This window comes from Streptomyces sp. NRRL F-2664 (assembly GCF_000719345.1).
Classification (GTDB): domain Bacteria; phylum Actinomycetota; class Actinomycetes; order Streptomycetales; family Streptomycetaceae; genus Streptomyces.
Map to the genome: position 1 here is coordinate 78,383 of NZ_JOFX01000022.1, position 20,725 is coordinate 99,107.

General features: G+C 73.1%; 16 protein-coding genes. 9 read left to right on the forward strand and 7 right to left on the reverse strand.

Annotation, left to right across the window (positions count from 1 at the left end):
• Positions 1-2: 2 nt before the first annotated feature.
• The 7 genes from IF89_RS0120235 to IF89_RS0120265 all read left to right on the forward strand — a co-directional run bounded on the left by IF89_RS0120235 (position 3) and on the right by IF89_RS0120265 (position 9,793).
• The gene (locus IF89_RS0120235; protein ID WP_030769795.1) at positions 3-2,408 is read left to right on the forward strand and encodes a xanthine dehydrogenase family protein molybdopterin-binding subunit; all 2,406 of its coding nucleotides are present in this window, start codon (positions 3-5) and stop codon (positions 2,406-2,408) included.
• Complete coding sequence (locus IF89_RS46045; protein WP_051807311.1) at positions 2,405-3,232, forward strand: FAD binding domain-containing protein; 828 nt, start codon at positions 2,405-2,407, stop codon at positions 3,230-3,232. The genes IF89_RS0120235 and IF89_RS46045 overlap by 4 nt, the downstream gene beginning before the upstream one ends.
• A gap of 57 nt (positions 3,233-3,289) precedes the next feature.
• The gene (locus tag IF89_RS0120245) at positions 3,290-4,549 is read left to right on the forward strand and encodes an MFS transporter (protein ID WP_158717894.1); all 1,260 of its coding nucleotides are present in this window, start codon (positions 3,290-3,292) and stop codon (positions 4,547-4,549) included.
• Complete coding sequence (locus tag IF89_RS0120250; protein ID WP_051807313.1) at positions 4,546-6,483, forward strand: ATP-binding protein; 1,938 nt, start codon at positions 4,546-4,548, stop codon at positions 6,481-6,483. The genes IF89_RS0120245 and IF89_RS0120250 overlap by 4 nt, the downstream gene beginning before the upstream one ends.
• Before the next feature lie 101 nt (positions 6,484-6,584).
• Positions 6,585-7,229 carry a TMEM175 family protein gene (locus IF89_RS0120255; protein WP_043194170.1) on the forward strand — a complete coding sequence of 215 codons (645 nt, stop codon included), beginning with the start codon at positions 6,585-6,587 and terminating at the stop codon, positions 7,227-7,229.
• Positions 7,230-7,301: 72 nt separating this feature from the next.
• Entirely contained in the window at positions 7,302-8,621 is a 1,320-nt protein-coding gene (locus IF89_RS49070) for a transposase (RefSeq protein WP_051807318.1), read from the forward strand.
• Positions 8,621-9,793, forward strand: coding sequence for an XdhC family protein (locus tag IF89_RS0120265; protein ID WP_030769815.1), 1,173 nt, complete (start codon positions 8,621-8,623; stop codon positions 9,791-9,793). Before IF89_RS49070 ends, IF89_RS0120265 begins: the two co-directional genes overlap by 1 nt.
• Here IF89_RS0120265 and IF89_RS0120270 read toward each other — a convergent pair.
• Positions 9,774-10,139 carry a hypothetical protein gene (locus tag IF89_RS0120270; protein ID WP_030769818.1) on the reverse strand — a complete coding sequence of 122 codons (366 nt, stop codon included), beginning with the start codon at positions 10,137-10,139 and terminating at the stop codon, positions 9,774-9,776. The genes IF89_RS0120265 and IF89_RS0120270 overlap by 20 nt on opposite strands.
• 247 nt (positions 10,140-10,386) lie before the next feature.
• Here IF89_RS0120270 and IF89_RS0120275 point away from each other — a divergent pair, with 247 nt between their 5' ends.
• Positions 10,387-11,850, forward strand: coding sequence for a GuaB1 family IMP dehydrogenase-related protein (locus tag IF89_RS0120275; RefSeq protein ID WP_051807322.1), 1,464 nt, complete (start codon positions 10,387-10,389; stop codon positions 11,848-11,850).
• A 102-nt stretch (positions 11,851-11,952) separates the two neighbouring features.
• On the opposite strand, the gene IF89_RS0120280 is transcribed toward IF89_RS0120275, so the two are convergent.
• The 6 genes from IF89_RS0120280 to IF89_RS0120305 form a co-directional block, all read right to left on the reverse strand.
• Positions 11,953-13,191 (reverse strand): sensor histidine kinase, encoded by a 1,239-nt coding sequence (locus IF89_RS0120280; RefSeq protein WP_030769823.1) that lies wholly within the window; start codon positions 13,189-13,191, stop codon positions 11,953-11,955.
• Positions 13,188-14,918, reverse strand: coding sequence for a cation acetate symporter (locus IF89_RS0120285; protein WP_030769826.1), 1,731 nt, complete (start codon positions 14,916-14,918; stop codon positions 13,188-13,190). Before IF89_RS0120285 ends, IF89_RS0120280 begins: the two co-directional genes overlap by 4 nt.
• Before the next feature lie 97 nt (positions 14,919-15,015).
• Positions 15,016-15,291, reverse strand: coding sequence for a hypothetical protein (locus tag IF89_RS0120290; RefSeq protein WP_030769830.1), 276 nt, complete (start codon positions 15,289-15,291; stop codon positions 15,016-15,018).
• A gap of 188 nt (positions 15,292-15,479) precedes the next feature.
• Positions 15,480-16,301, reverse strand: coding sequence for a LytR/AlgR family response regulator transcription factor (locus IF89_RS0120295; protein WP_030769832.1), 822 nt, complete (start codon positions 16,299-16,301; stop codon positions 15,480-15,482).
• A 119-nt stretch (positions 16,302-16,420) separates the two neighbouring features.
• Positions 16,421-17,419, reverse strand: coding sequence for an SCO0930 family lipoprotein (locus tag IF89_RS0120300; RefSeq protein ID WP_030769835.1), 999 nt, complete (start codon positions 17,417-17,419; stop codon positions 16,421-16,423).
• A 116-nt stretch (positions 17,420-17,535) separates the two neighbouring features.
• Positions 17,536-18,741: a GDSL-type esterase/lipase family protein gene (locus IF89_RS0120305; RefSeq protein ID WP_234327820.1), complete on the reverse strand. Its 1,206-nt coding sequence runs from the start codon at positions 18,739-18,741 to the stop codon at positions 17,536-17,538.
• A gap of 489 nt (positions 18,742-19,230) precedes the next feature.
• Between IF89_RS0120305 and IF89_RS0120310 the strand changes: the two genes are divergently transcribed.
• Complete coding sequence (locus IF89_RS0120310) at positions 19,231-20,721, forward strand: amino acid permease (RefSeq protein WP_030769841.1); 1,491 nt, start codon at positions 19,231-19,233, stop codon at positions 20,719-20,721.
• Positions 20,722-20,725: the final 4 nt, after the last annotated feature.

Consider the following 20,725-nt stretch of genomic DNA (forward strand, 5'->3'; position numbering starts at 1 on the left):
ACATGACCACAGTGACGGGGGAGGCCCCGGCCGACCGGGGCGGCGTGCTCGGACAGCCGCTGGACAGCCGCGAGGACCCGCAGCTGCTCCGCGGCGAGGCCACGTACGTGGCGGACATCAACCTGCCGGGCACCGCGCACATGGCCATCCTGGGCAGCCCGGTCGCCCACGCGAGGATCCTGTCCATCGAGACCAAGGCGGCCGAGCAGCTGCCCGGCGTACTGAAGGTGGCCACCGCGGCCGACTTCACCGACGTCATGCCGCTGCCCTGCATCTGGATCCCCGGCGGGGTCGAGAGCCACTTCCCGCCGCACCCCTACGGACTCCCCGGCGCCCGCCCGGTCCTGACCGGCGACACCGTCCGCCACGTCGGCGACCCCGTCGCCGCGGTCGTCGCCGAGACCCCGCGGCAGGCCGCCGCCGCGCTCGCCGCCATCTGCGTCGAGTACGAGCCGCTGCCCGTCGTCACCCGCGCCGACGCCGCCCTCGCCGACGGCGCACCCCGGCTCCACGAGGCCGTCCCCGGCAACCTCAACGCGTACTGGACCTGCGGCGACAAGGACCGCACCGACGCGGCCATCGCCGCCGCCGAGGTCACCGTCGAGCTCGACCTGGTCAACCAGCGCACCATCAACAGCCCCATCGAGCCGCGCGGCGCGGTCGGCGCCTACGACCCGGCCACCGGCGAGTACACCCTCTACGCCTCCACCCAGGGCCCGCACAACCACCGCTTCCTGCTCGCCGCGCTCGTCCTCGGCATCCCCTTCAACAAGCTCCGGGTGATCGCCCCGACCGTCGGCGGCAGCTTCGGCACCAAGGGCTACCTGTACCCCGACATGCCCCTGGTCCTGCTGCTCTCCAAAGCGCTCGGCCGGCCCGTGAAGTGGGTCGACACCCGCACCGGGCTGATGAACTCCACCGTCCAGGGCCGCGACCACCGCCAGCACGTCACCCTCGCCGGCACCCGCGACGGCCGCATCACCGCCGTGCGCTGCACCAGCTACGCCAACCTCGGGGCGTACCCCTCGACGATCGGCCCCGGCGTCGCCACCGCCCTGATGGGTCGCTCCATCAGCGGCATGTACGACATCGACGCCGCCTTCTGCGAGGTGTACGCCGCCTTCACCAACACCGTCCCGCTCGGCGCCCAGCGCGGCAGTGGCCGCGCCGAGGCGGCCTTCCTCATGGAACGGCTCGTCGACCGCTACGCCGCCGAGATCGGCATGGACCCGGCGGAGGTCCGGCGCAGGAACCTGGTGCCGAAGGAGAAGTTCCCGTACGACAACGGCCTCGGCTGGACCTACGACTCGGGGGACTACCGGCTGAACTTCGACAAGGCCGTCGAGCTGGCCGGCTACGCCGACATGCCCGCCCGCAAGGCCGAGGCCCGCACCCGCGGCAAGCGCCTCGGCGTCGGCATCGCCACCTACGTCGCCATCTGCGGCGTCGGCCCCTCCACCCGGATGTCGCAGGAGGGCATGCTGGGCGGCACCTGGGAGAGCGCGAACATCCGCGTCCACCCCACCGGCGAGGTCACCGTCACCGTCGGCTCCGCCTCCACCGGCCAGAGCCACGGAACGGTCTTCGCGCAGGTCGTCGCGGACGAGCTCGGCATCGACCCCGAGGCCGTCCAGGTCCACGCGGGCGACACGCAGAAGGCACCGTACGGGCAGGGCACCTACGGCTCCCGCTCCTACAGCATGGCGGCGCCCGCCGTGGCCCTCACCGCCCGCAAACTCAAGGCCAAACTGGTGCGCGCCGGCGCCGTCTTCCTCGGCGTGCCCGAGGACGAGGTGGTCTACGCGAACGGCGTGGTCCACGAAGACGGCAACCCGGAGAACGCCAAGACCTTCGCCGAACTGGCCATGGCCCTGTGGTACGGCTGGGGGCTGCCCCCCGAGATCGAGCCCGCCCTGGACGAGACCACGCACTTCGACCCGCCGGACTTCAACTACCCCTTCGGCACGCACGTCGCCGTCGTCGAGATCGACGAACTGACCGGCGAGAGCGAAGTGGTCGCCTACACCGCCGTCGACGATGCCGGGAACATCGGCAACCCGAAGATCGTCCAGGGGCAGATCGAGGGCAGCATCGTGCACGGCCTCGGCCAGGCCCTCATGGAGGCCGCCGAATACGGCGAGGACGGCCAGCTCATCAGCGCCGACCTCGGCCACTACGCCCTGCCGCGCGCCGCCGACGTGCCGTTCTTCACGCTCGGCAGGACCGTCACACCCAGCCCGCACAACCCGCTGGGAGCCAAGGGCGCCGGCGAGATCGCCACCGTCCCGCCCGCCGCCGCCGTCGTCAACGCCGTCGTCGACGCCCTCTCCGACCTCGGCGTCCGGCACATCGACATGCCGCTCACCCCCGAGAAGGTCTGGCGCCGCCTGAGAGGGGAAGCCCAGTGATCCTCACCGAGTTCGACTACGTCCGCCCCGCCCGCCTCGACGAGGCGCTCGCCCTGCTCGCCGGGACCCCCGGCGCCCGCGTACTGGCCGGCGGCCAGAGCCTGCTGCCCGACCTGCGCGCCGGAGCCGACGCCGCCCGCCTGCTCGTGGACATCCGCCGGCTCCCGGACCTGCGCGGCACCGCCCGCACCCCGGACGGCCGGCTGCGCATCGGCGCCCTCACCCCCCTCGCCGACCTCACCGCCGACCCGCTGGTCCTCGCCGAGGCGCCGGAGCTGGCCGCCGCGGCCCGCGGCAACGGCGACCCGCAGGTCCGCAACCTCGGCACCGCCGGCGGCAATCTGGCCGCCACCGGCCGGGCCACGGACCTGCCGGTCGCCGCCATCGCCGCCGACGCCCTCGTCGAACTGGCCGGGCCCGGCGGCCGTACCACGCTTGCGGCCGAGGAGTTCGTCGCCGGCGGGGCACCCGGCGGGGAGATCGTCACCGCCCTGCTGGTCCCGGCCGCCGGCCCGGCCGCCGCCTTCGAGAAGTCCGCCGACCGCGCCACCCGCTACCCCGTCTGCGCCACCGCCGTACGGATCACCTCCGACGGGCCGCGCATCGCCGTCACCGGCGCCACCCCCCGACCGCTGCGCCTGCGCGGAGTGGAGCAACGGCTGCGCGGCGGACCGTACAGCACGCAAGCGGTACTCGCCGCCTTCCGCGCCGAACCCCGGGAGCTGTTCGTCCCCGGCCGCGGCACCTCGGCCGAGTACCTCGGCCACCTGGCGGGGGTGCTCACCGCACGAGCGCTGCAGAGGGCCGAGCGGGCCCTCGCCTGACCGACCGACCGACCACGGGCCCACCAGCGGCCCGTCACGGGGGAGTGGAGTGAAGCAGTGGCCGAACCGTCCGAATCGACCACGGGGGCAGCAACCGTGCACCCTGCCGCCCGCGCGGCCGGTGCACCCGCAGGATCCGGCTTCTGGGTGGTCGGCGCCGTCCTGGTGCTGCTGATGCTCTCCTCCTCCGTGCCCTCCGCCCTCTACGTGCTCTACCAGCAGAAGTGGGGCCTGTCCTCCGGCACGATCACGGTGGTCTTCGCCCTGTACGCCGTCACGGTGCTGGCCGGGCTCCTGCTCTTCGGCTCCCTCTCCGACACCCTGGGCCGGCGCCCGGTCCTGGGCGCCGGACTGGTCCTCGCGATCGTCTCGATGGCCCTGTTCGCCGGGGCCCAGGGGCTCGGACTGCTCCTCGCCGCGCGCGCCGTGCAGGGACTCGCCGTGGGCCTCGCCACCGGCGCGATGGGCGCGGCCCTGCTGGAACTGGGCCCCGCCGCCCGGCCCGCGCTCGGCGCCCAGGTCAACAGTGCCGGCCCCACCGTGGGCATCGGGCTCGGCGGGATCGGCGCCGGACTGCTCGTCCAGTACGCCCCCGCACCGACCGTCCTCGTCTACCTGCTGCTCATCGGTGCCTTCACGGTCGCTCTGGCGGGCGTCGTCCGCATGCGAGAGAGCGCTCCCGGAGCCGGCGGCGGGCTGCGGGTGGTCCCCCACCGGATCCATGTACCGGCCGGGGCCCGGGGCCGCTTCGCCGTCCTGGCCCTGACCATCGTGGCCGTCTGGTCCGTGGGCGGCTTCTACCTCTCGCTGGGTCCGCACCTGGCACTGTCCCTGCTGCGGTCCACCAACTACCTCGTCGGCGGTGCCACGGTCGCACTGCTCGCCGGGGCCGCCACGGCCGCCCAGCTGATGCTGGGCCGCACCGGGGCACTGCGCACCGCCGTGCTCGGCCTGCTCGGCCTGATCACCGGCCTCGCGCTGGTCCTGCTCGCGCTGGGCCTCGGCTCGGCCCCCGTGTTCCTGGTGGCCACCACCGTCCTCGGCAGCGGCTGGGGAGCCGCCTTCCTCGGCGCCTTCCGGGCGCTGAGCGCCCTCGCAGACCCGGCCCGCCGCGGTGAACTGACCGCCGCCGTCTACGTCTTCGCCTACCTCGCGATGAGCGTGCCGGCCGTACTCGCCGGGATGCTGACCAACGTCCACGGGCTGCACCGCACCTCGGTCGGATTCATGGCCGCCGTCGCCGCCGTGTGCGCGGTGGCCCTGCTGGCCACGCTGCGCCTGGCCGCCCGTGGCAGAGCAGGGGGGAGCCCCGCATGAGCGCACGGGACACGACCGCACGGGACACGGCCGCCCAGGAATCGGCTGCCCCGGAGCCGACCGCAGCGGAGCTGCGCTCCGCCCTGCGCGGGCTGGACCTCTTCGCGGGGATCACCGAGGAGCAGCTGGACTGGCTGGTCTCGGTCTCCCGGCCCCAGGTGCTCGCCGACGGAGAGGTCCTCTTCCGGGACGGCGAGCAGGCCACGTGCTTCCACGTCCTGCTCTCGGGAGGGCTCGTGGTCACCAAGGTCGTCGACGGCCGCGAGGAGGTGCTCACCCGGCACTCCACCGAGGAGGAGAGCGCCGCCGCCGACGACCACGACGGCAAACCCCCGGCCGCCCACCGGTTCACCGGGGAGCTGCCGCTGCTGACCGACGGCGCGTACGTGGCCACCGCGGCTGCCGGCGGGCCGTCCACCACCGTCGTGGCCTACCCCAAGGCGGTCTTCTTCGAGATGCTCACCCGCTGCGACGGGGTGGCCGCCGTACTGATCCCCGTCCTGGCCTGGCGCATCAAGTCCTCCGAGGTGCAGGCCCGCAAGCGGGCGACCGTCGAGGCCCTCGGAACCCTCGCGGCCGGGCTCGCGCACGAGCTGAACAACCCCGCGGCCGCCGTCGCCCGGGCCGCGCAGGAGCTGGCCCCCGCCCTGGACCGGCTCACCCGGACCGCCCAGGACTGGGGCGCGGCCGCCACCCCCGCCGAGCGCGCGGTCCTCGACCGGCTCACCGGGGAACTGGACGCGCTGCCGTCGCCGGCCACCACCGACCCGCTGGCCCAGGCCGACGCCGAGGAGGAGATCGCCGACTGGGCCGAGCAGGCCGGCGCAGCAGGGCCGGGGCTGCTCGGCTCGGGCGTCTCCGACCTCGGACTGGACCTGGACTGGCTGCGGGAGCGGACCGAAGGTGTCGGCGCGGTCTCCCTCGCCCGCGCGCTGGACCACCTGGCGGCGCTGCTGGAGATCCGCTCGCTCGCCGCCGAGCTGCGGGCCGCCGGCCCCAGGATCTCCCAACTCGTCTCCGCCACCCGGGATTACGCCAATCTCGACCGTGCGCCCGAACAGCGCTTCCCCGTGACCGAGGGACTGGAGAACACGCTGGTCGTGTTGCGTGCCAAGCTCGACGGCATCAGCATCGTCCGTGCGTACGAGCCGGATCTGCCCGAACTGACGGGCTATCCGGGCGAGTTGAACCAGGTGTGGACCAACCTGGTCGACAACGCCGTCGAGGCCATGGAGGGCTCCGGCGTGCTGACGCTGAGCGCCCGGTCCGAGGCCGTCTGCATGGTAGTGGAGATCACCGACACCGGCCGCGGCATCCCCGAGGACGTCCTGCCGCGGATCTTCGAACCCTTCTACACGACGAAGGACGTGGGCAAGGGCACGGGTCTGGGGCTGCACCTCAGCTACCGCATCGTGACCCAGCGCCACCACGGGTCGCTCACCGCCCGCTCGCGGCCCGGCGAGACCCGGATGGTCGTCCGGCTGCCCTTCGCCGGCAGCGCCCGGTCCTGCGCCCCACCTGCACAGACATCCGAAACGACCCGGGCGGGCGAAGCCGCCCCGGGTACCCGTCCGCGTGGAAACGGAGTCGACATGGCCCAGTACGACATCTCCCAGCTGCACCCGGTGTTCGTCCGACAGATGGACGCGCTGGCCGCCCTGGACATCGAGGCGGTGATGAAGAACTACACCGACGACGCCGTGCTGCTGCGCTTCGAGGGCGTCTCGGAGGGCATCGAGGCGGTGCGCGAGACGTTCACCGGCTACCTCACCCTCAGGCCCACCCTGGTGGAACTCCAGGAGTACGTCGAGACCGAGGACACCATCTTCTACCGGGCGATCATGAACCTGAACGGTGAACCGGAGCACGCGTTCGGGACACTCGTGGTCCGCGATGGCCGAATCTGGCGCCAGACCGCCGGTTTCGGCAGCTGAGTCCGGAAATCTGGGTAGCGTGTGCGGGGAGGGTGGGTGAACGCGCCTTCCCCGTATGCCCGGCCCCACGGTGGGGTTCAGGAAACGGTAAAGGGGAGGTCATGGAAAATGAAACCGGGCGGGTCGAGGCATTCAGTGACGGCGTATTCGCCATCATCATTACGATCCTCGTCCTGGAATTAAAGGTTCCGGAAGAAACCGGGTCGGCCTTCTGGCACGGAGTCCGCGAACAATGGCCGCATTACGCCGCCTATGTGGTGAGCTTCCTCATCATCGGAGTGATGTGGGTGAACCACCACACCATCTTCAGGCACCTCAAGAGGGTCGACCGTCCGCTGCTGTTCCTGAACCTCCTGGTGCTGATGGTGGTATCGGTGATCCCGTACACCACCAACGTGCTCGCCGAGCACCTCACCGCGGGCGGCTCCGCCAACCCCGCAGCCGTCCTCTACAGCCTCGTCACGGTGGCCTACGCCTTGGCGTTCCTGCTCTTCTGGTGGTACGTCACCCGGATCGGGCACCTCTTCCACGAACAGGTGGACAAGGACGGCGCACGGGCCACCAGGGTGCGCTTCGGCCTCGGTGCCATCGCCTACCCCTGCACGGTGCTCCTGGCCTTCTTCTCCGCGCCGCTCACGCTCGTCGCGCACTTCCTGATCGCGATCTACTATGCGGCGAACCAGATCCCCATCCCACTCGTGGTAGAGGAAGAGCGGCTCGAATCTGCCAGCGACCTCAGGAAGTAGCCGCAGGGGCCTACGGCCGTTCTGGGCGGTCAAGTAGGGTATTGGATCCAGCTGGTCGCGGGGGAGGCCCGGATGGCTCGCGCAGTCCTGCCGGAGGATTCCGTCGAGGAAGTCTCCGAATTGATCGACGACATGATCTCTCTTCTCTTCGAGTCCTTACCCCGGCGGGACCAGCGAAACTGGGCCCGCGTTTATCTGAACGGCCTCGTGCGGACCAACGGGAAGAAAACAATCCGTAACATCGCCGGAACCGGAGCGAGTTCCGTCGAGCAGAGCCTGCAGCAGTTCATCAGCAAGTCCCCCTGGGACTGGACGCCCGTACGTCGCTCCCTCGCCCAGCACCTCGAACGCACCGCGCAGCGCCCCCTGGCCTGGGTGCTCCAGCCCATGGTCATCGAGAAGGCGGGGGACCGCTCGGTCGGCGTCGGCCGGCAGTTCGTCCCCCAGCTCGGCCGCACCGCCAACTGCCAGCAGGCGAGCGGGATCTGGCTCGCCTCCAGCGAAGCCAGCTTCCCCGTCGAATGGACCCTCACCCTGCCCGGACCCTGGACCAGCGAACTCATGCGCCGCCGACGGGCCGGCATCCCGGACACGGCCCGCTCCCTCACCCCCGCCCAGGACGCCGTCCACGCCGTCCAGCGGATGGCCGCCACCTGGCAACTGCAGCGCCGACCCGTCGTGATGGAGGTCGCCAACGGCGACCTGCCGCAGAGCATCGACTCCTTCGCCCTCCAGGACATCCCCTTCGTCTTCAAGGTCGACGGCTCGCTGCCCGTCTCCTTCGGCGGTGCGGGCCGGCACAAGCCCGGCCCGCACACCGCCCCCGCCCGCGAACTCATCGACTCCCTGCGCTCCCAGCGCCGCGTCGTCGAATGGACCCGGCACGGCCGGGCCGAAGGAGCGGTGACCCTGCTGACCTCGGCTCCCATCGTCGCCACCCCCTGCGAGGACCGCCCGGCCACCGCCGCGCCCACCCCGCTGCTGCTCGTCGGCGCCTGGACCGAAGCGGCCCTGCTGCCCTCCGAGTTCTGGATCACCAACATCGGCGACCGGCCGCTCGCCCAGCTCTTCCTGCTCGCCAAACTCACCGACCGGGTCTCCCTGGACTTCACCGAGACCTGCGAACCCGTCGGCATCCGCGACTTCGAAGGCCGCTCCTTCCGCGGCTGGCACCACCACGCCACCCTGGCGAGCGTCGCGCACGCCGCGAAGCTCCTCGGCTCCCGCCCGCACGCCCGCGACCGCCACCCCGGCCCCGCGCGCCCCCCCCCCCTCCCCCGCCCGGCCGCCCTCGGACCCCGGCCCGCCGCAGCCCGCCCGGCCACCCCGGCCGTGCTGCCGCCCCACCCGCACGTGCCCGGACCGACTCCCCGCCGCGAATACATCCGCTGATGCTCGACATCGCCGACGAGCTCCGCGCGTGGTGCGCCGGACGCCGCGACTTCGCGCTGGCCACCGTGGTCGCCGTCACCGGCAGCGCCCCCCGCGGCCCCGGCGCCTCACTCGCCGTCGACGAGCGGGGCACCGCGCTCGGCTCCCTCTCCGGGGGCTGCGTGGAATCCGCCGCCCACGCCCTGTGCCTGGAGGCGATCTCCTCCGGCCGGGGCGGCCTGCACCGCTTCGGATACAGCGACGACGACGCCTTCGCCGTCGGCCTGACCTGCGGCGGTGTCCTCGACGTCCTCATCACCCCGGTGCGCGGCGGCGACCCGGTCCGCCCCGTCCTCGGCTCCGTCCTCGACGCCGCCGCCGCCGGGACCCGGGCCGCGCTCGCCCGCGTCGTCTCCGGCCCGCCGCGCCAGCTCGGCCGGGCCCTTGCCGTGCACGCCGACGGCTCCCACCAGGGCGGGCTCGCCGGCGGCCCCGACCTCGACCGGGCCGCCGCCGGACGGGCCCGCGCCCTGCTCCTGGCCGGACGCACCGGCACCACCGAGCTCGCCGCCGCCGACGGGCTCTGCGGAGAGCCCCTGACCCTCCTCGTCGAGTCCGCCGCCGCACCGCCCCGGCTGATCGTCTACGGTGCCATCGACTTCGCCGCCGCCCTGGCCCGGATCGGCGCCTTCCTGGGCCACCGCGTCACCGTGTGCGACGCCCGGCCCGTCTTCGCCACCCCGGCCCGCTTCCCCGACGCCGACGAGGTCGTCGTGGACTGGCCCCACCGGCACCTGGCCGCCCAGTGGGACGCGGGCAGGCTGGACACGCGTACCGCCGTCTGCGTCCTCACCCACGACGCCAAGTTCGACGTACCGCTCCTGGAGCTGGCCCTCCGGCTGCCGCTGGGCTATGTGGGCGCCATGGGCTCCCGGCGCACCCACGCCGAACGGGACAGACGCCTGCGCGCGGAAGGGGTGGCGGACTCCGCCCTGGCCCGGCTGCGCTCACCCATCGGCCTCGACCTGGGTGGCGCCACCCCCGAGGAGACCGCCCTGGCCATCGCCGCTGAGTTCACCGCCGTCCGGCACGGCGGATCGGCGCTCCCGCTCACCGGCGGCGGCGCCCCCATCCACCGCAGACCGGCGCCCGCTCCGGGCCGTACGGCCGCCCTCAGCCGGCTCCGCCCCTGACGTGCTCCACGACGCGGTGGAATTCGGCGGTCGGGGAGAAGTCGACGTACTCCGTGTCGGCGAGCGCCACGGGCACGTGCCCCGGACCCCAGTAGAAGGCCTGCCCCGCCTCGTACACCTGCTCCCCCTCCCCGGTCCGCATCAGCAGCCGGCCCTTGAGGAGATAGCCCCAGTGCGGGCACGGGCACATGTCCCCGGGCAGCCCCTTGAGCGCCTCCGTGAAGTCGGTGCCCTGCGGGAGCCGGAAGAAGCCGACGCTGAGGTCGCCGCCGATCTCCTGCACCCGCACCTCCAGCCCGTCACCCGCCACCGCGACGGGTGCCTCGTCGCGCGTCGTCGCCGCCATGGCTCCTCCACCCTGCTCGGCCCGGACACGCCGGGGCCCGTCCGTACCCTTCCACTGTGGCCCCGGCCGGTGCATCCTGCCCGTGCGGGGGCAACGGCCCGCCGCACCCCGCGGGACTTCGGTCCCGTAGGAAACCACCACACGGCAGGCAGTGCCTTGGACGTTCGGCCCGGGCGGCATGAAGGCCGGGTCGTGGGAGAATGAAGTACGTGCGTTTCCTCGGCTGCACCCTGTCGAGGCACCTCCGATTGACTGGGATGTTCAGCACGTGCGTTTCCTCAATGACCTGAAGCCGCCGTACGACCTGACGTACGACGATGTGTTCATGGTGCCGAGCCGCTCCGCGGTCGGTTCCCGCCAGGCCGTCGACCTCTCCTCGCCCGACGGCACCGGTACCACCATTCCCCTGGTCGTGGCGAACATGACCGCGATCGCCGGCCGCCGGATGGCCGAGACCGTCGCCCGCCGCGGCGGCCTCGTCGTCATCCCCCAGGACATTCCCATCGAGGTCGTCACCGACGTCATCTCCTGGGTGAAGACCCGCCACCTCGTGCTCGACACCCCGATCACCCTGGCGCCCACCCAGACCGTCGCCGACGCACTGTCCCTGCTGCCCAAGCGGGCCCACGGCGCCGGCGTCGTCGTCGACGGCGAGGGCCGCCCGGTCGGCGTCGTCACCGAGCACGACCTGACCGGCGTCGACCGCTTCACCCAGCTCTCCGAGGTCATGTCGAAGGAGCTGCTGCTCATCGACGCCGACATCGACCCCCGCGAGGCCTTCACCACCCTCGACGCAGGCCACCGCAAGCTGGCCCCCGCCGTCGACAAGGACGGGAAGCTCGTCGGCATCCTCACCCGCAAGGGTGCCCTGCGCGCGACCCTGTACACCCCCGCCACCGACGCGAACGGCAAGCTGCGCATCGCGGCCGCCATCGGCATCAACGGCGACTTCGTGGGCAAGGCCAAGCAGCTGCTCGACGCGGGCGTCGACACGCTCGTCATCGACACGGCGCACGGCCACCAGGAGTCAATGATCAACGCGATCAAGGCCGTCCGCGCCCTGGACCCGCAGGTCCCCATCGTCGCCGGCAACATCGTCGCCGCGGAGGGCGTCAAGGACCTCATCGACGCCGGAGCCGACATCATCAAGGTCGGCGTGGGCCCCGGCGCCATGTGCACCACCCGCATGATGACCGGTGTGGGCCGCCCGCAGTTCTCCGCCGTCCTGGAGTGCGCGGCCGAGGCCAAGAAGTACGGCAAGCACGTCTGGGCCGACGGCGGCGTGCGCCACCCGCGCGACGTGGCGATGGCCCTGGCCGCCGGCGCCTCCAACGTCATGATCGGCTCCTGGTTCGCCGGCACGTACGAGTCCCCGGGCGACCTGCAGCAGTCCGCCGAGGGCCGCCTCTACAAGGAGTCCTTCGGCATGGCCTCCGCCCGCGCGGTCCAGAACCGCACGAGCGAGGAGTCGGCCTACGACCGCGCCCGCAAGGGCCTGTTCGAGGAGGGCATCTCCACCTCGCGCATGTTCCTCGACCCGTCCCGCCCGGGCGTCGAGGACCTGATCGACTCGATCATCGCGGGTGTCCGCTCCTCCTGCACCTACGCCGGAGCCGGCTCCCTCGCCGAGTTCGAGGAGAAGGCCGTGGTCGGCATCCAGTCCGCCGCCGGCTACGCCGAGGGCAAGCCGCTGCACGCCAGCTGGAACTAGTCCCCGGCGCGGCCGGAACCAGTCCCGGCCCGCACGCGCGTCCCCGTGGCCCCCGGGCCCCGTCCACCACCACGGACGGGACCCCCAGGGGGCCACGGGCGTTCACGGCCCGGCCGGCGGCACCGGTCCCGCCGGGGAACTGTGCACGCCCGCACGGTACTTGGGGATCCGCACGGTCACCTTCATGCCGACACCGATCCCCGTCTCCATCACCGGACCGTACGCGTCCCCGTACACCTGCCGGATCCGCTCGTCGACGTTCGGCAGCCCCACCCCCGACGCGGAGACCCCGCCCTCACCGGCCAGGATCCGCCGCAGCAGCGCCGGATCCATCCCGACCCCGTTGTCCTCCACGGTGATCACCGCGTCGGGGCCCGCGTCCTGCGCCGTGATCGTGATCCGGCACTCCCGGGTGGAGTCCTCCAGCCCGTGCTTCACCGCGTTCTCCACCAGCGGCTGCAGACACAAAAACGGCAGCGCCACCGGCAGCACCTCCGGCGCCACCTGCAACGTCACCTTCAACCGGTCACCGAACCGGGCCCCCGCCAGCGCCAGGTACTGCTGGATGGACCGCAACTCCTCCGCCAGCGTCGTGAAGTCCCCGTGCCGCCGGAAGGAGTACCGCGTGAAGTCCGCGAACTCCAGCAGTAGTTCACGCGCCCGCTCCGGATCCGTCCGCACGAACGAGGCGATCGCCGCGAGCGAGTTGAAGATGAAGTGCGGGGAGATCTGCGCCCGCAGCGCCTTGATCTCCGCCTCCATCAGCCGCGTCCTCGAACGGTCCAGCTCCGACAGCTCCAGCTGCACCGACACCCACCGCGCCACCTCCGTCGCCGCCCGCACCAGCACCGCCGACTCCCGCGACCCGTACGCCACCAGCGCGCCCAGCACCCCGTCCTCCCCGGTCAGCGGCGCGAACACGGCCCACTTCAGCGGACAGTCCGGCCGCTGGCACTCCGTCCGCACGCTCTGGCTGCGCTCCGACTCCAGCATCATCCGCACCCGGGCCATCGCCCGCCGCTCATGGTGGTCGGCGCCCGGCCCGTCCCACGCCAGCACCGCCTCCCGGTCCGTCAGGCACAGCGCCTCCGTCCCCAGCAGCGACCGCAGCCGCCGGGCCGCCTTGCGGGCCGCGTCCTGCGTCAACCCGGCCCGCAGCGGAGGAGCCGCCAACGAAGCCGTGTGCAGCGTGTGGAAGGTGGCCCGCTCCACCGGAGTCCCCAGGTCCAGACCCGCCAGGCGCTCCCCGCGGCGCGCGTGCCAGCGGCCCGCCACCCAGCCGGCACCGAGCATCACCGCGGCCGCCGCCACCGCGAGCAGGACCTGGTACGCCCCGGTCACCGCCGGCCCCCCGCCCGCTCCCCGGCCACGACCTCCGGCAGGTGCAGCCGCGCCAGCGTGGCCGCCGTCCCGGCCGGGATCCGGGACCGGGTCGCCAGCGACACCACCACCATCGTCAGGAACCCGAGCGGCACCGACCACACCGCCGGCCACGCCAGCACCGTGTGCGCCCACCCCGACGGCGCCAGCCCGGCCCGCGTCGCCAGCACCGCGCTCAACGCCGCCCCGCCGCCGACGACCAGACCGGCGACCGCACCCGGCGGAGTCAACCCCCGCCACCAGATGCCCAGCACCAGCAGCGGGCAGAACGACGACGCCGACACGGCGAACGCCAGCCCCACCGCATCCGCCACCGGCACCTCCGTCGCGGCCACGCTCCCGGCCAGCGGCACCAGGATCGCCACCAGCGCCGCCGACCGGAAACTGCGCACCCCGCGCGCCGGCAGCACGTCCTGGTGCAGCACCCCGGCCACCGCCATGGTCAGCCCCGACGCCGTCGACAGGAACGCCGCGAAAGCACCCCCCGCCAGCAGCGCCCCCAGCAACTCGCCCAACAGCCCGCCCAGCATCCGCTCGGGCAGCACCAGCACCGCCGCGTCCGCGTCGCCCGTCAGCGCCAGCTCCGGCGCGTAGATCCGGCCCAGCGCGCCGTAGACCGGCGGCAGCAGGTAGAAGACCCCGACCAGCCCGAGCACCACCAGCGTCGTCCGACGCGCCGCCCGCCCGTGCGGACTGGTGTAGAACCGCACCGCCACGTGCGGCAGCCCCATCGTCCCGAGGAACGTCGCCAGGATCAGCCCGTACGTGGCGTACAGCCGGTACTCCCGCAGCTCCCCGGACGGCGGCTCCGACCACGTGCCCACCCCCGCCCCCGGCTCCTCCCGGGCGTCCGGCACCGGCGTGTCCGGGGCGAACTCCAGCCGTGCGCGGGCCCGTACGACGTGCTCGCCCGGTGACAGCACCAGCGGCACCGCCACATGGCTGCGCCCGTCCACCTGCCCGGTCACCGTCACCGCGAGCGGCTCCTTCACCGACAGCCGCACGTCCTGCGCGAGCGTCACCGACGTACGCTCCCGGAAGACCGCAGGCGCGTCGAAGGTCGCCCGCGGCGCTCCGTCCCCGGCCCACGCCGCGACCAGGAAGAACGCCGGGACCAGGAGCGCGGTCAGCTTGAGCCAGTACTGGAAGGCCTGGACGAAGGTGACGCTGCGCATCCCCCCGGAGGCCACCGCCACACTCACCGCACAGGCGACCACCAGCCCGCCCGCCCAGTGCGGCGCCCCGGTGAGGATCTCCAGCGTCAGCCCGGCCCCCTGCAGCTGCGGCAGCAGGTACAGCCAGCCCACCCCGACCACGAACAGCACCGCGATGCGCCGCACCCCCCGGGACTCCAGCCGCGCCTCCGCGAAGTCGGGCAGTGTGTACGCGCCCGAGCGCCGCAGCGGGGCCGCCACCAGCACCAGCAGCACCACGTACCCCGCCGTGTAGCCCACCGGGTACCACAGCATCCCCGGCCCCTGCAGCAGCACCAGCCCCGCCACTCCGAGGAACGACGCCGCCGAGAGGTACTCCCCGCTGATGGCCGCCGCGTTCAGCCGCGGCCCCACCGTGCGCGACGCCACATAGAAGTCGGACGTGGTCCTGGACATCCGCAGGCCCAGGGCGCCCAGCAGCAGCGTGACCAGGACGACGACGGCGACCGCGGTCAGCGCGTACGTCTGGTTCACCGGGGCGGTCCTTCGGCCGGAGGGCGGGCTGACCGGAGTCTACGCACGCCCCCGACCGGGCGACAGGCGCGATTCGGACCGTGCGGGCCCGACGCCCTCACACGGCCGGGTCACGGTGGTCGGCGCAGTCGCGCAGGGCAATCTCCAGCTCCACGTACGACTCCTCCGCACGCCGGAACGCCAGCGTCAGCGCCGCCTCCGCACGCGGCGGCACCTGGTCGCGGACGCCCTCCCCGGCCTCGTACAGGATGTCCGCCCAGCGGGCGGCCGCGCTGCGCAGCAGGGCGAGCAGGGCCTCGGCCTCGGCGGGCCCCGCCGGCTGCCTCCGCGGCAGCCCGCTCAGGGTGTCGACCAGCGCCTGGACCTCCGACATCGCGCTCCTCCCGCACCGGGAAGATCCACAATACGCAGCGGTGACGGCGCCGGCGGGCCGTTCCCCCCGCCGGTGCGGCAGGCGGCTCCCGCGGGTCGCCGTACGTCCTGCCCGCTGCGGTGAACGGCACCCGCCCGCGCCCGACGGTCACCGGCCGGGGCCCTGAGGCGGGCCGCGCCGACCGGTTCTCAGCCGGTCGCGTGCCGCATCAGCAGGTCGCGCACCTCCCGTGCGTGCCGGCGGCTCACCTGGAGTTCCGCCGTCCCCACCCGGACCGTGGTGGCGCCCGAATCCAGCTGCAGCTCGTCGATCCGGGCCAGCGCCACGAGGTGACGGCGGTGGATCCGCACGAACCCGCGCGCCGCCCACCGCTCCTCCAGCGTGGACAGCGGGATCCGCACCAGGTGGCTGCCCTCGTCGGTGTGCAGCCGCGCGTAGTCGCCCTGCGCCTCGACGTAGGCGATGTCGGCGATGGCCACGAAGCGGGTGACCCCGCCCAGTTCGACGGCGATCTGCTCCGGGCCGCGGTCCGCCGCGGCCTGCGGGTAGGGCCGGGGCGGGGCGGTCGCGGGCGGCGGGCCGGAGGTCGCCGCGGCGGCCGCCGGGAGCTCCTCGGCCCGGCCCAGCTGGGCGCAGGCCCGCCGCACGGCCTCGGCCAGCCGCTCCGGACGCACCGGTTTGAGCACGTAGTCCACGGCCTTGAGGTCGAAGGCCTGAACGGCGAAACCCTCGTGGGCGGTGACGAACACGATCAGCGGCGGCCGCGCGAACCCGGCCAGCAGCCGGGCGATGTCCAGCCCGGTCAGACCGGCCATGTGGATGTCGAGGAACACCACGTCGATGCCGTCGGGTCCGTCCGGGCCGGACTCCAGCGCCCGCGTGACACGGCGCAGGGCCCCGGTGGCGTCCGAGGCGCCCTCCGCGCTGAGGACCCGGGGGTCCGAGCGCAGCAGGTAGAGGAGTTCCTCCAGGAGCGGCTTCTCGTCGTCGACAGCGAGCACGCGCAGCATGGCGCCGAGTCTATGGCGTGTCCGCGCGGCCCGGGGGACGGCAAAGGGGCGCGGCCCCTGCCCGGGGGGAGGTGGGGCAGGGGCCGCGCGACCGTGGTGGGGGGCCGGGGTGGGGCGGGTTACTGGACGGTGATCAGCTTGCCGTCGGGGGAGACGGCGTACCAGGTGCCGCCCACGCCCTGTCCGTTGGTGTCGCCGGGCTTCTGGTCGCCCGCGAAGGTGTAGACGGGCCAGCAGTCGACGGTCTGCTGCTTCTGGCCGTCCGGGCGGTCCAGGACGAGGTAGTTCTTCTCCGTGATGCCCTTGGCGTTCGCCTTGTCCACCGGGGGCACCACCGGCCACTTGGCCAGGCAGTCGCCGACGCAGTTCGAGACCATCGGCCAGGCGGAGTCCTTCTTGAAGCGGTACACGGTCATGCCCTTGCCGTCGACGATGTGCTCGCCCAGCTTGGGGTTCTTCGCCACGGAGAGGCCGGGCGCCGGGGTGGCGGGGGCCGCCTGGGAGGGCGCCGCGGGGGAGGGCGCCGCTTGCGCCGGGGGCGCCGTCTCGGCCGGAGCGGCGGAGGCGGCGGGGGCCGGATCGGCCTCGGCCGGGGCGCCCTTCGCCGCCTTCTTGCCGTCCGGGCCGAACGCGAACCACACCCCGCCGACACCCTGCCCCTTGACGTCGCCGGGCTTGGCGTCCTTGTTGAAGCGGTACACGGGCCAGCCCGCCACCGTCAGCTGCTTCGTGCCGTCGCCGCGCACCACCTCGCCGAGCAGCGCCGGGTCCATGCCCGCGGCGGCGGTCACGTCACCGGCCGCAACCACCGGCCAGGTCTTCGCGCAGTCCCCCTCGCAGTTCGACTTCGGGGGCTTCGCGGTGTCCTTGTCGAAGCGGTAGAGGGTCAGGCCCGCGCTGTCGGTGAGGACGGGGCCGAGCTGCTCGGTGGTGGACGCCGCCAACTGGCCGCCGGGCTGGTTGCCCGGGCCGGCGGCCGCCGGAGCGGCGGCGTCCGCGGCGGCTCCGGCGGGCTGCGCCGTGTCCGAGGCGTTGTAGTCCGACGGGCCGCAGGCGCCCGTCGCCAGGACGACGGCTGCGGCGGCCGCGGCGAAGGTGGATGCGCGCTTCATGCCCATGGTGATCTCTCCCACATCGTGTCTGTCGTGCCGTCGCCCCCAGCGGCGGCAACTGTGCACAGGACACGCCCCGTTGGACGGGATCTGTTCACCGCGTGCGGTGTGGGCTGTTTCACTCAGCCCGCGCCGAACCCGGCGCGCCGCAGGGCCGTGGCCACAGCGAGGCCGAGCACCTGGTGTCCGGCGTCGTTGGGGTGCAGCCCGTCCGCGAGGTGCTCGGGTCCGAGCAGGTCACGGCCCGGGAGGACGGCGAGCCGGTCGTCCCCGGCGGCGATCCGGTCGCGGGTGGCCCGCTCCATGGCGTCGCGCAGGGCACCGAGGGTGGCGCCGAGCCGGTTCGGGGTCCGTTCGGCGTCGGGCCGCAGGACGGGGGAGACCAGCAGCAGGGGGGTCCGCGGATGCCCCTGGCGGACCAGTTCGAGGAACGCGCGCGTGGTCTCGTACAGCAGGGGCGCCGTAAACGGCACGCGGGACCAGCAGTTGGTGCCGAAGGCGAGGGTGAGGGCGTCCGCGGGCAGGCCCGCGAGCTGTTCCGCGGTGGCCAGCTCACCGCGCGCGGCACCCGCGTAGCCGAGGTTGACGGTGTCCCAGCCGAGGGCCCGGCCGGCGACGGCGGGCCAGCCGTGGGCGGGCCGGGTGGACCACCAGCCCTCGGTGATGGAGTCGCCGTGCACCACCCAGCGCGGCGCGGGCGGTGCGGGGGAGAGGGCGCCGCCGATCCCGCGCAGGCCGAGGACCACCGGGGACTGGTTCTCGGGCGGGTGGAGGGTGAAGGGGCCGTGGAACGGGCCGGGGCCGAGATCGATGCGTACGACGGCCTCCGCGGCCGGGTCGGTGAACACCTCGGTGACCATCCCGTGCCGGTCCCACAGGGCGAAGCCGTGCGCGAGGTCGCGCAGGGCGTCCGTGGGCCCGGGCACCGTGGCCCGGTAGCGGATCTCCACGGCCCGCGCGGTCTCCGTGGTGAACTCCAGCCGGACCCCGATGGGCAGGGTGGCCCGCTCACCGGTGTCCCAGGGCAGCCGCATCGTGTCCGCCGGGTCGGCACGCACCGGCCGGCCCCTGTCCAGCCAGGCGACCCCGCGCAGGAAGGGCTGCGGATCCTGCCAGGGGCCGGGCCCGGCGTCCTGCCGAGCACCGGGCCCGGCGTCCCGCGACGCCCCGTCCCCGGCCTCCCGCCGGGGGGCGGCCCCGGCTTCCCGGCGCACCGCGGGGAGCCCGTCCCGCCCCGCGTGCCGCCCCGCGCCCCGCGACGGGCCCGGCCACCCCTCCGTCTCCTGCCCGGCTCCGGGTCTGTCCTCGTCATGCACCGGTGCGCTCATCGTTTCGTCTCCGATCGTCGGATTCGGGAACACCTCGCCGACCCCGATCCCCCCGGGCGTCTGCCCCGCCACCCCCGTGCCACCGCGTTCAGCAGTACCCCGCGCGGAGCCGTTTTCCACCGCCGTCCGACGCCGGTGTCGCGGCGCCGCGGCGGTCCGGACCCGGGGCGGCACAGTGCGGCACATCTGACGAGGTGTCAATAAAGGCCGCTTCGGAGGTCTGCGCAGCGATCGATCATCCCTACGCAACAAACGACTGTCAGTGACGGATCCGCGCAATGATCGTGCGCCAATGTGCAAGGATGGTCCATTACGGGCGGTATCGCTCAGCTCGTAGGCTCACTCGCTGTACGTGGAGTGGCGCGGATCGCCTGCTCGGCGGTCCCCCGTGTCAGGCCCTTCCCCCTTCGGGCCCTGTCCTGCTCCGGACCGCCGCGGTCGACGCCTCATCCCCGACCTCTCCGATCCGCAGTGACAAGGAGTCCCCTCGTGCTCGACCACGGCCAGGCGCCACCGCTCGCTCCCGAGTCCCGCAGGCCCGCCCATCCGCTGCTCCGCCGCAAGCCGGTCGAGCAGCTGGTCGCCGAGGGCGGCCAGGGCGAGGGCGGCGCGCTCAAGCGTTCGCTCACCATGTGGCAGCTGACCATGATCAGCATCGGGGCGACCCTGGGGACCGGCATCTTCGTCGTCCTCGGCGAAGCCACCCCGATCGCCGGCCCCGCCGTCTTCATCGCCTTCATCGTCGCGGGCCTGACGGCGCTGTTCTCGGCGCTCTCCTACGCCGAGCTCGCGGGCTCCATCCCCGTCTCCGGATCCTCGTACTCCTACGCCTACGCCACCATGGGCGAGCTCATAGCCTGGGTCTGCGGCTGGTGCCTGGTGCTGGAGTACGGCGTCTCGGTCGCGGCCGTCGCCGTCGGCTGGGGCCAGTACCTCAACGAGCTGCTCGACGGCACCCTCGGCTTCACCATCCCCGAGGGCTTCTCCGCCCCCCTGGGCGAGGGCGGCTACATCAACCTGCCCGCCCTCGTCGTCGTGCTGCTGTGCATGGTCTTCCTGCTCCGCGGGGCCAAGGAGAGCGCCCGGATCAACACGATCATGGTCGCCGTCAAGATCGTGACGCTGGCCCTGTTCATCGTCATCGGCTTCATGGGCATCAAGGCGGGCAACTACACCCCGCTGGCGCCGCTCGGCGTCACCGCCATCAGCACCGCCGCCTCCATGCTGTTCTTCTCGTACATCGGCTTCGACGCGGCCTCCACCGCCGGTGAGGAAGCCAAGAACCCGAAGAAGGACCTGCCCCGCGCGATCATGCTGTCGCTGCTGATCGTCACCGTGATCTACTGCCTCGTCGCCCTGGTCGCCGTCGGTGCCATGCCGTGGCAGGAGTTCGAGGGCAGCGAGGCCGCCCTGGCCCAGATCATGCAGGACGTCACCGGCCACTCCTTCTGGAGCGTCATCCTGGCCGCCGGCGCGGTCGTCGCCATCGCCAGCGTCGTCTTCGCGGTCCTCTACGGCCAGACCCGCATCCTCTTCGCCATGTCCCGCGACGGCCTGATGCCCAAGGCCTTCGCCAAGGTCGACGAGAAGACCGGCACCCCGAAGATCAACACGATCATCGTCTGCCTCTTCTGCGGACTGCTCGCCGCGTTCATCCCGCTGGGTGAACTGGCCAACGCCACCAGCATCGGCACGCTCTTCGCCTTCGGCCTGGTCAACGTGGCCGTCCTCATCCTGCGCCGCACCCGCCCCGACATGCCCCGCACCTTCAAGGTCGCCCTCTTCCCGGTCACCCCGATCCTGGGCTTCCTCTTCTGCGCCTACCTCATGATCGAGCTGCCGATGGCCACGTGGCTGTGCTTCGGTGGCTGGATGGCGGTCGGGCTCGTGATCTACTTCTTCTACGGCATGCGCCGCTCCAGCCTGGCCACTGTGGCCGACGTGGCCGCTCCGGCCGCGGAGGTCGCTGAACAGAAGTGATTCA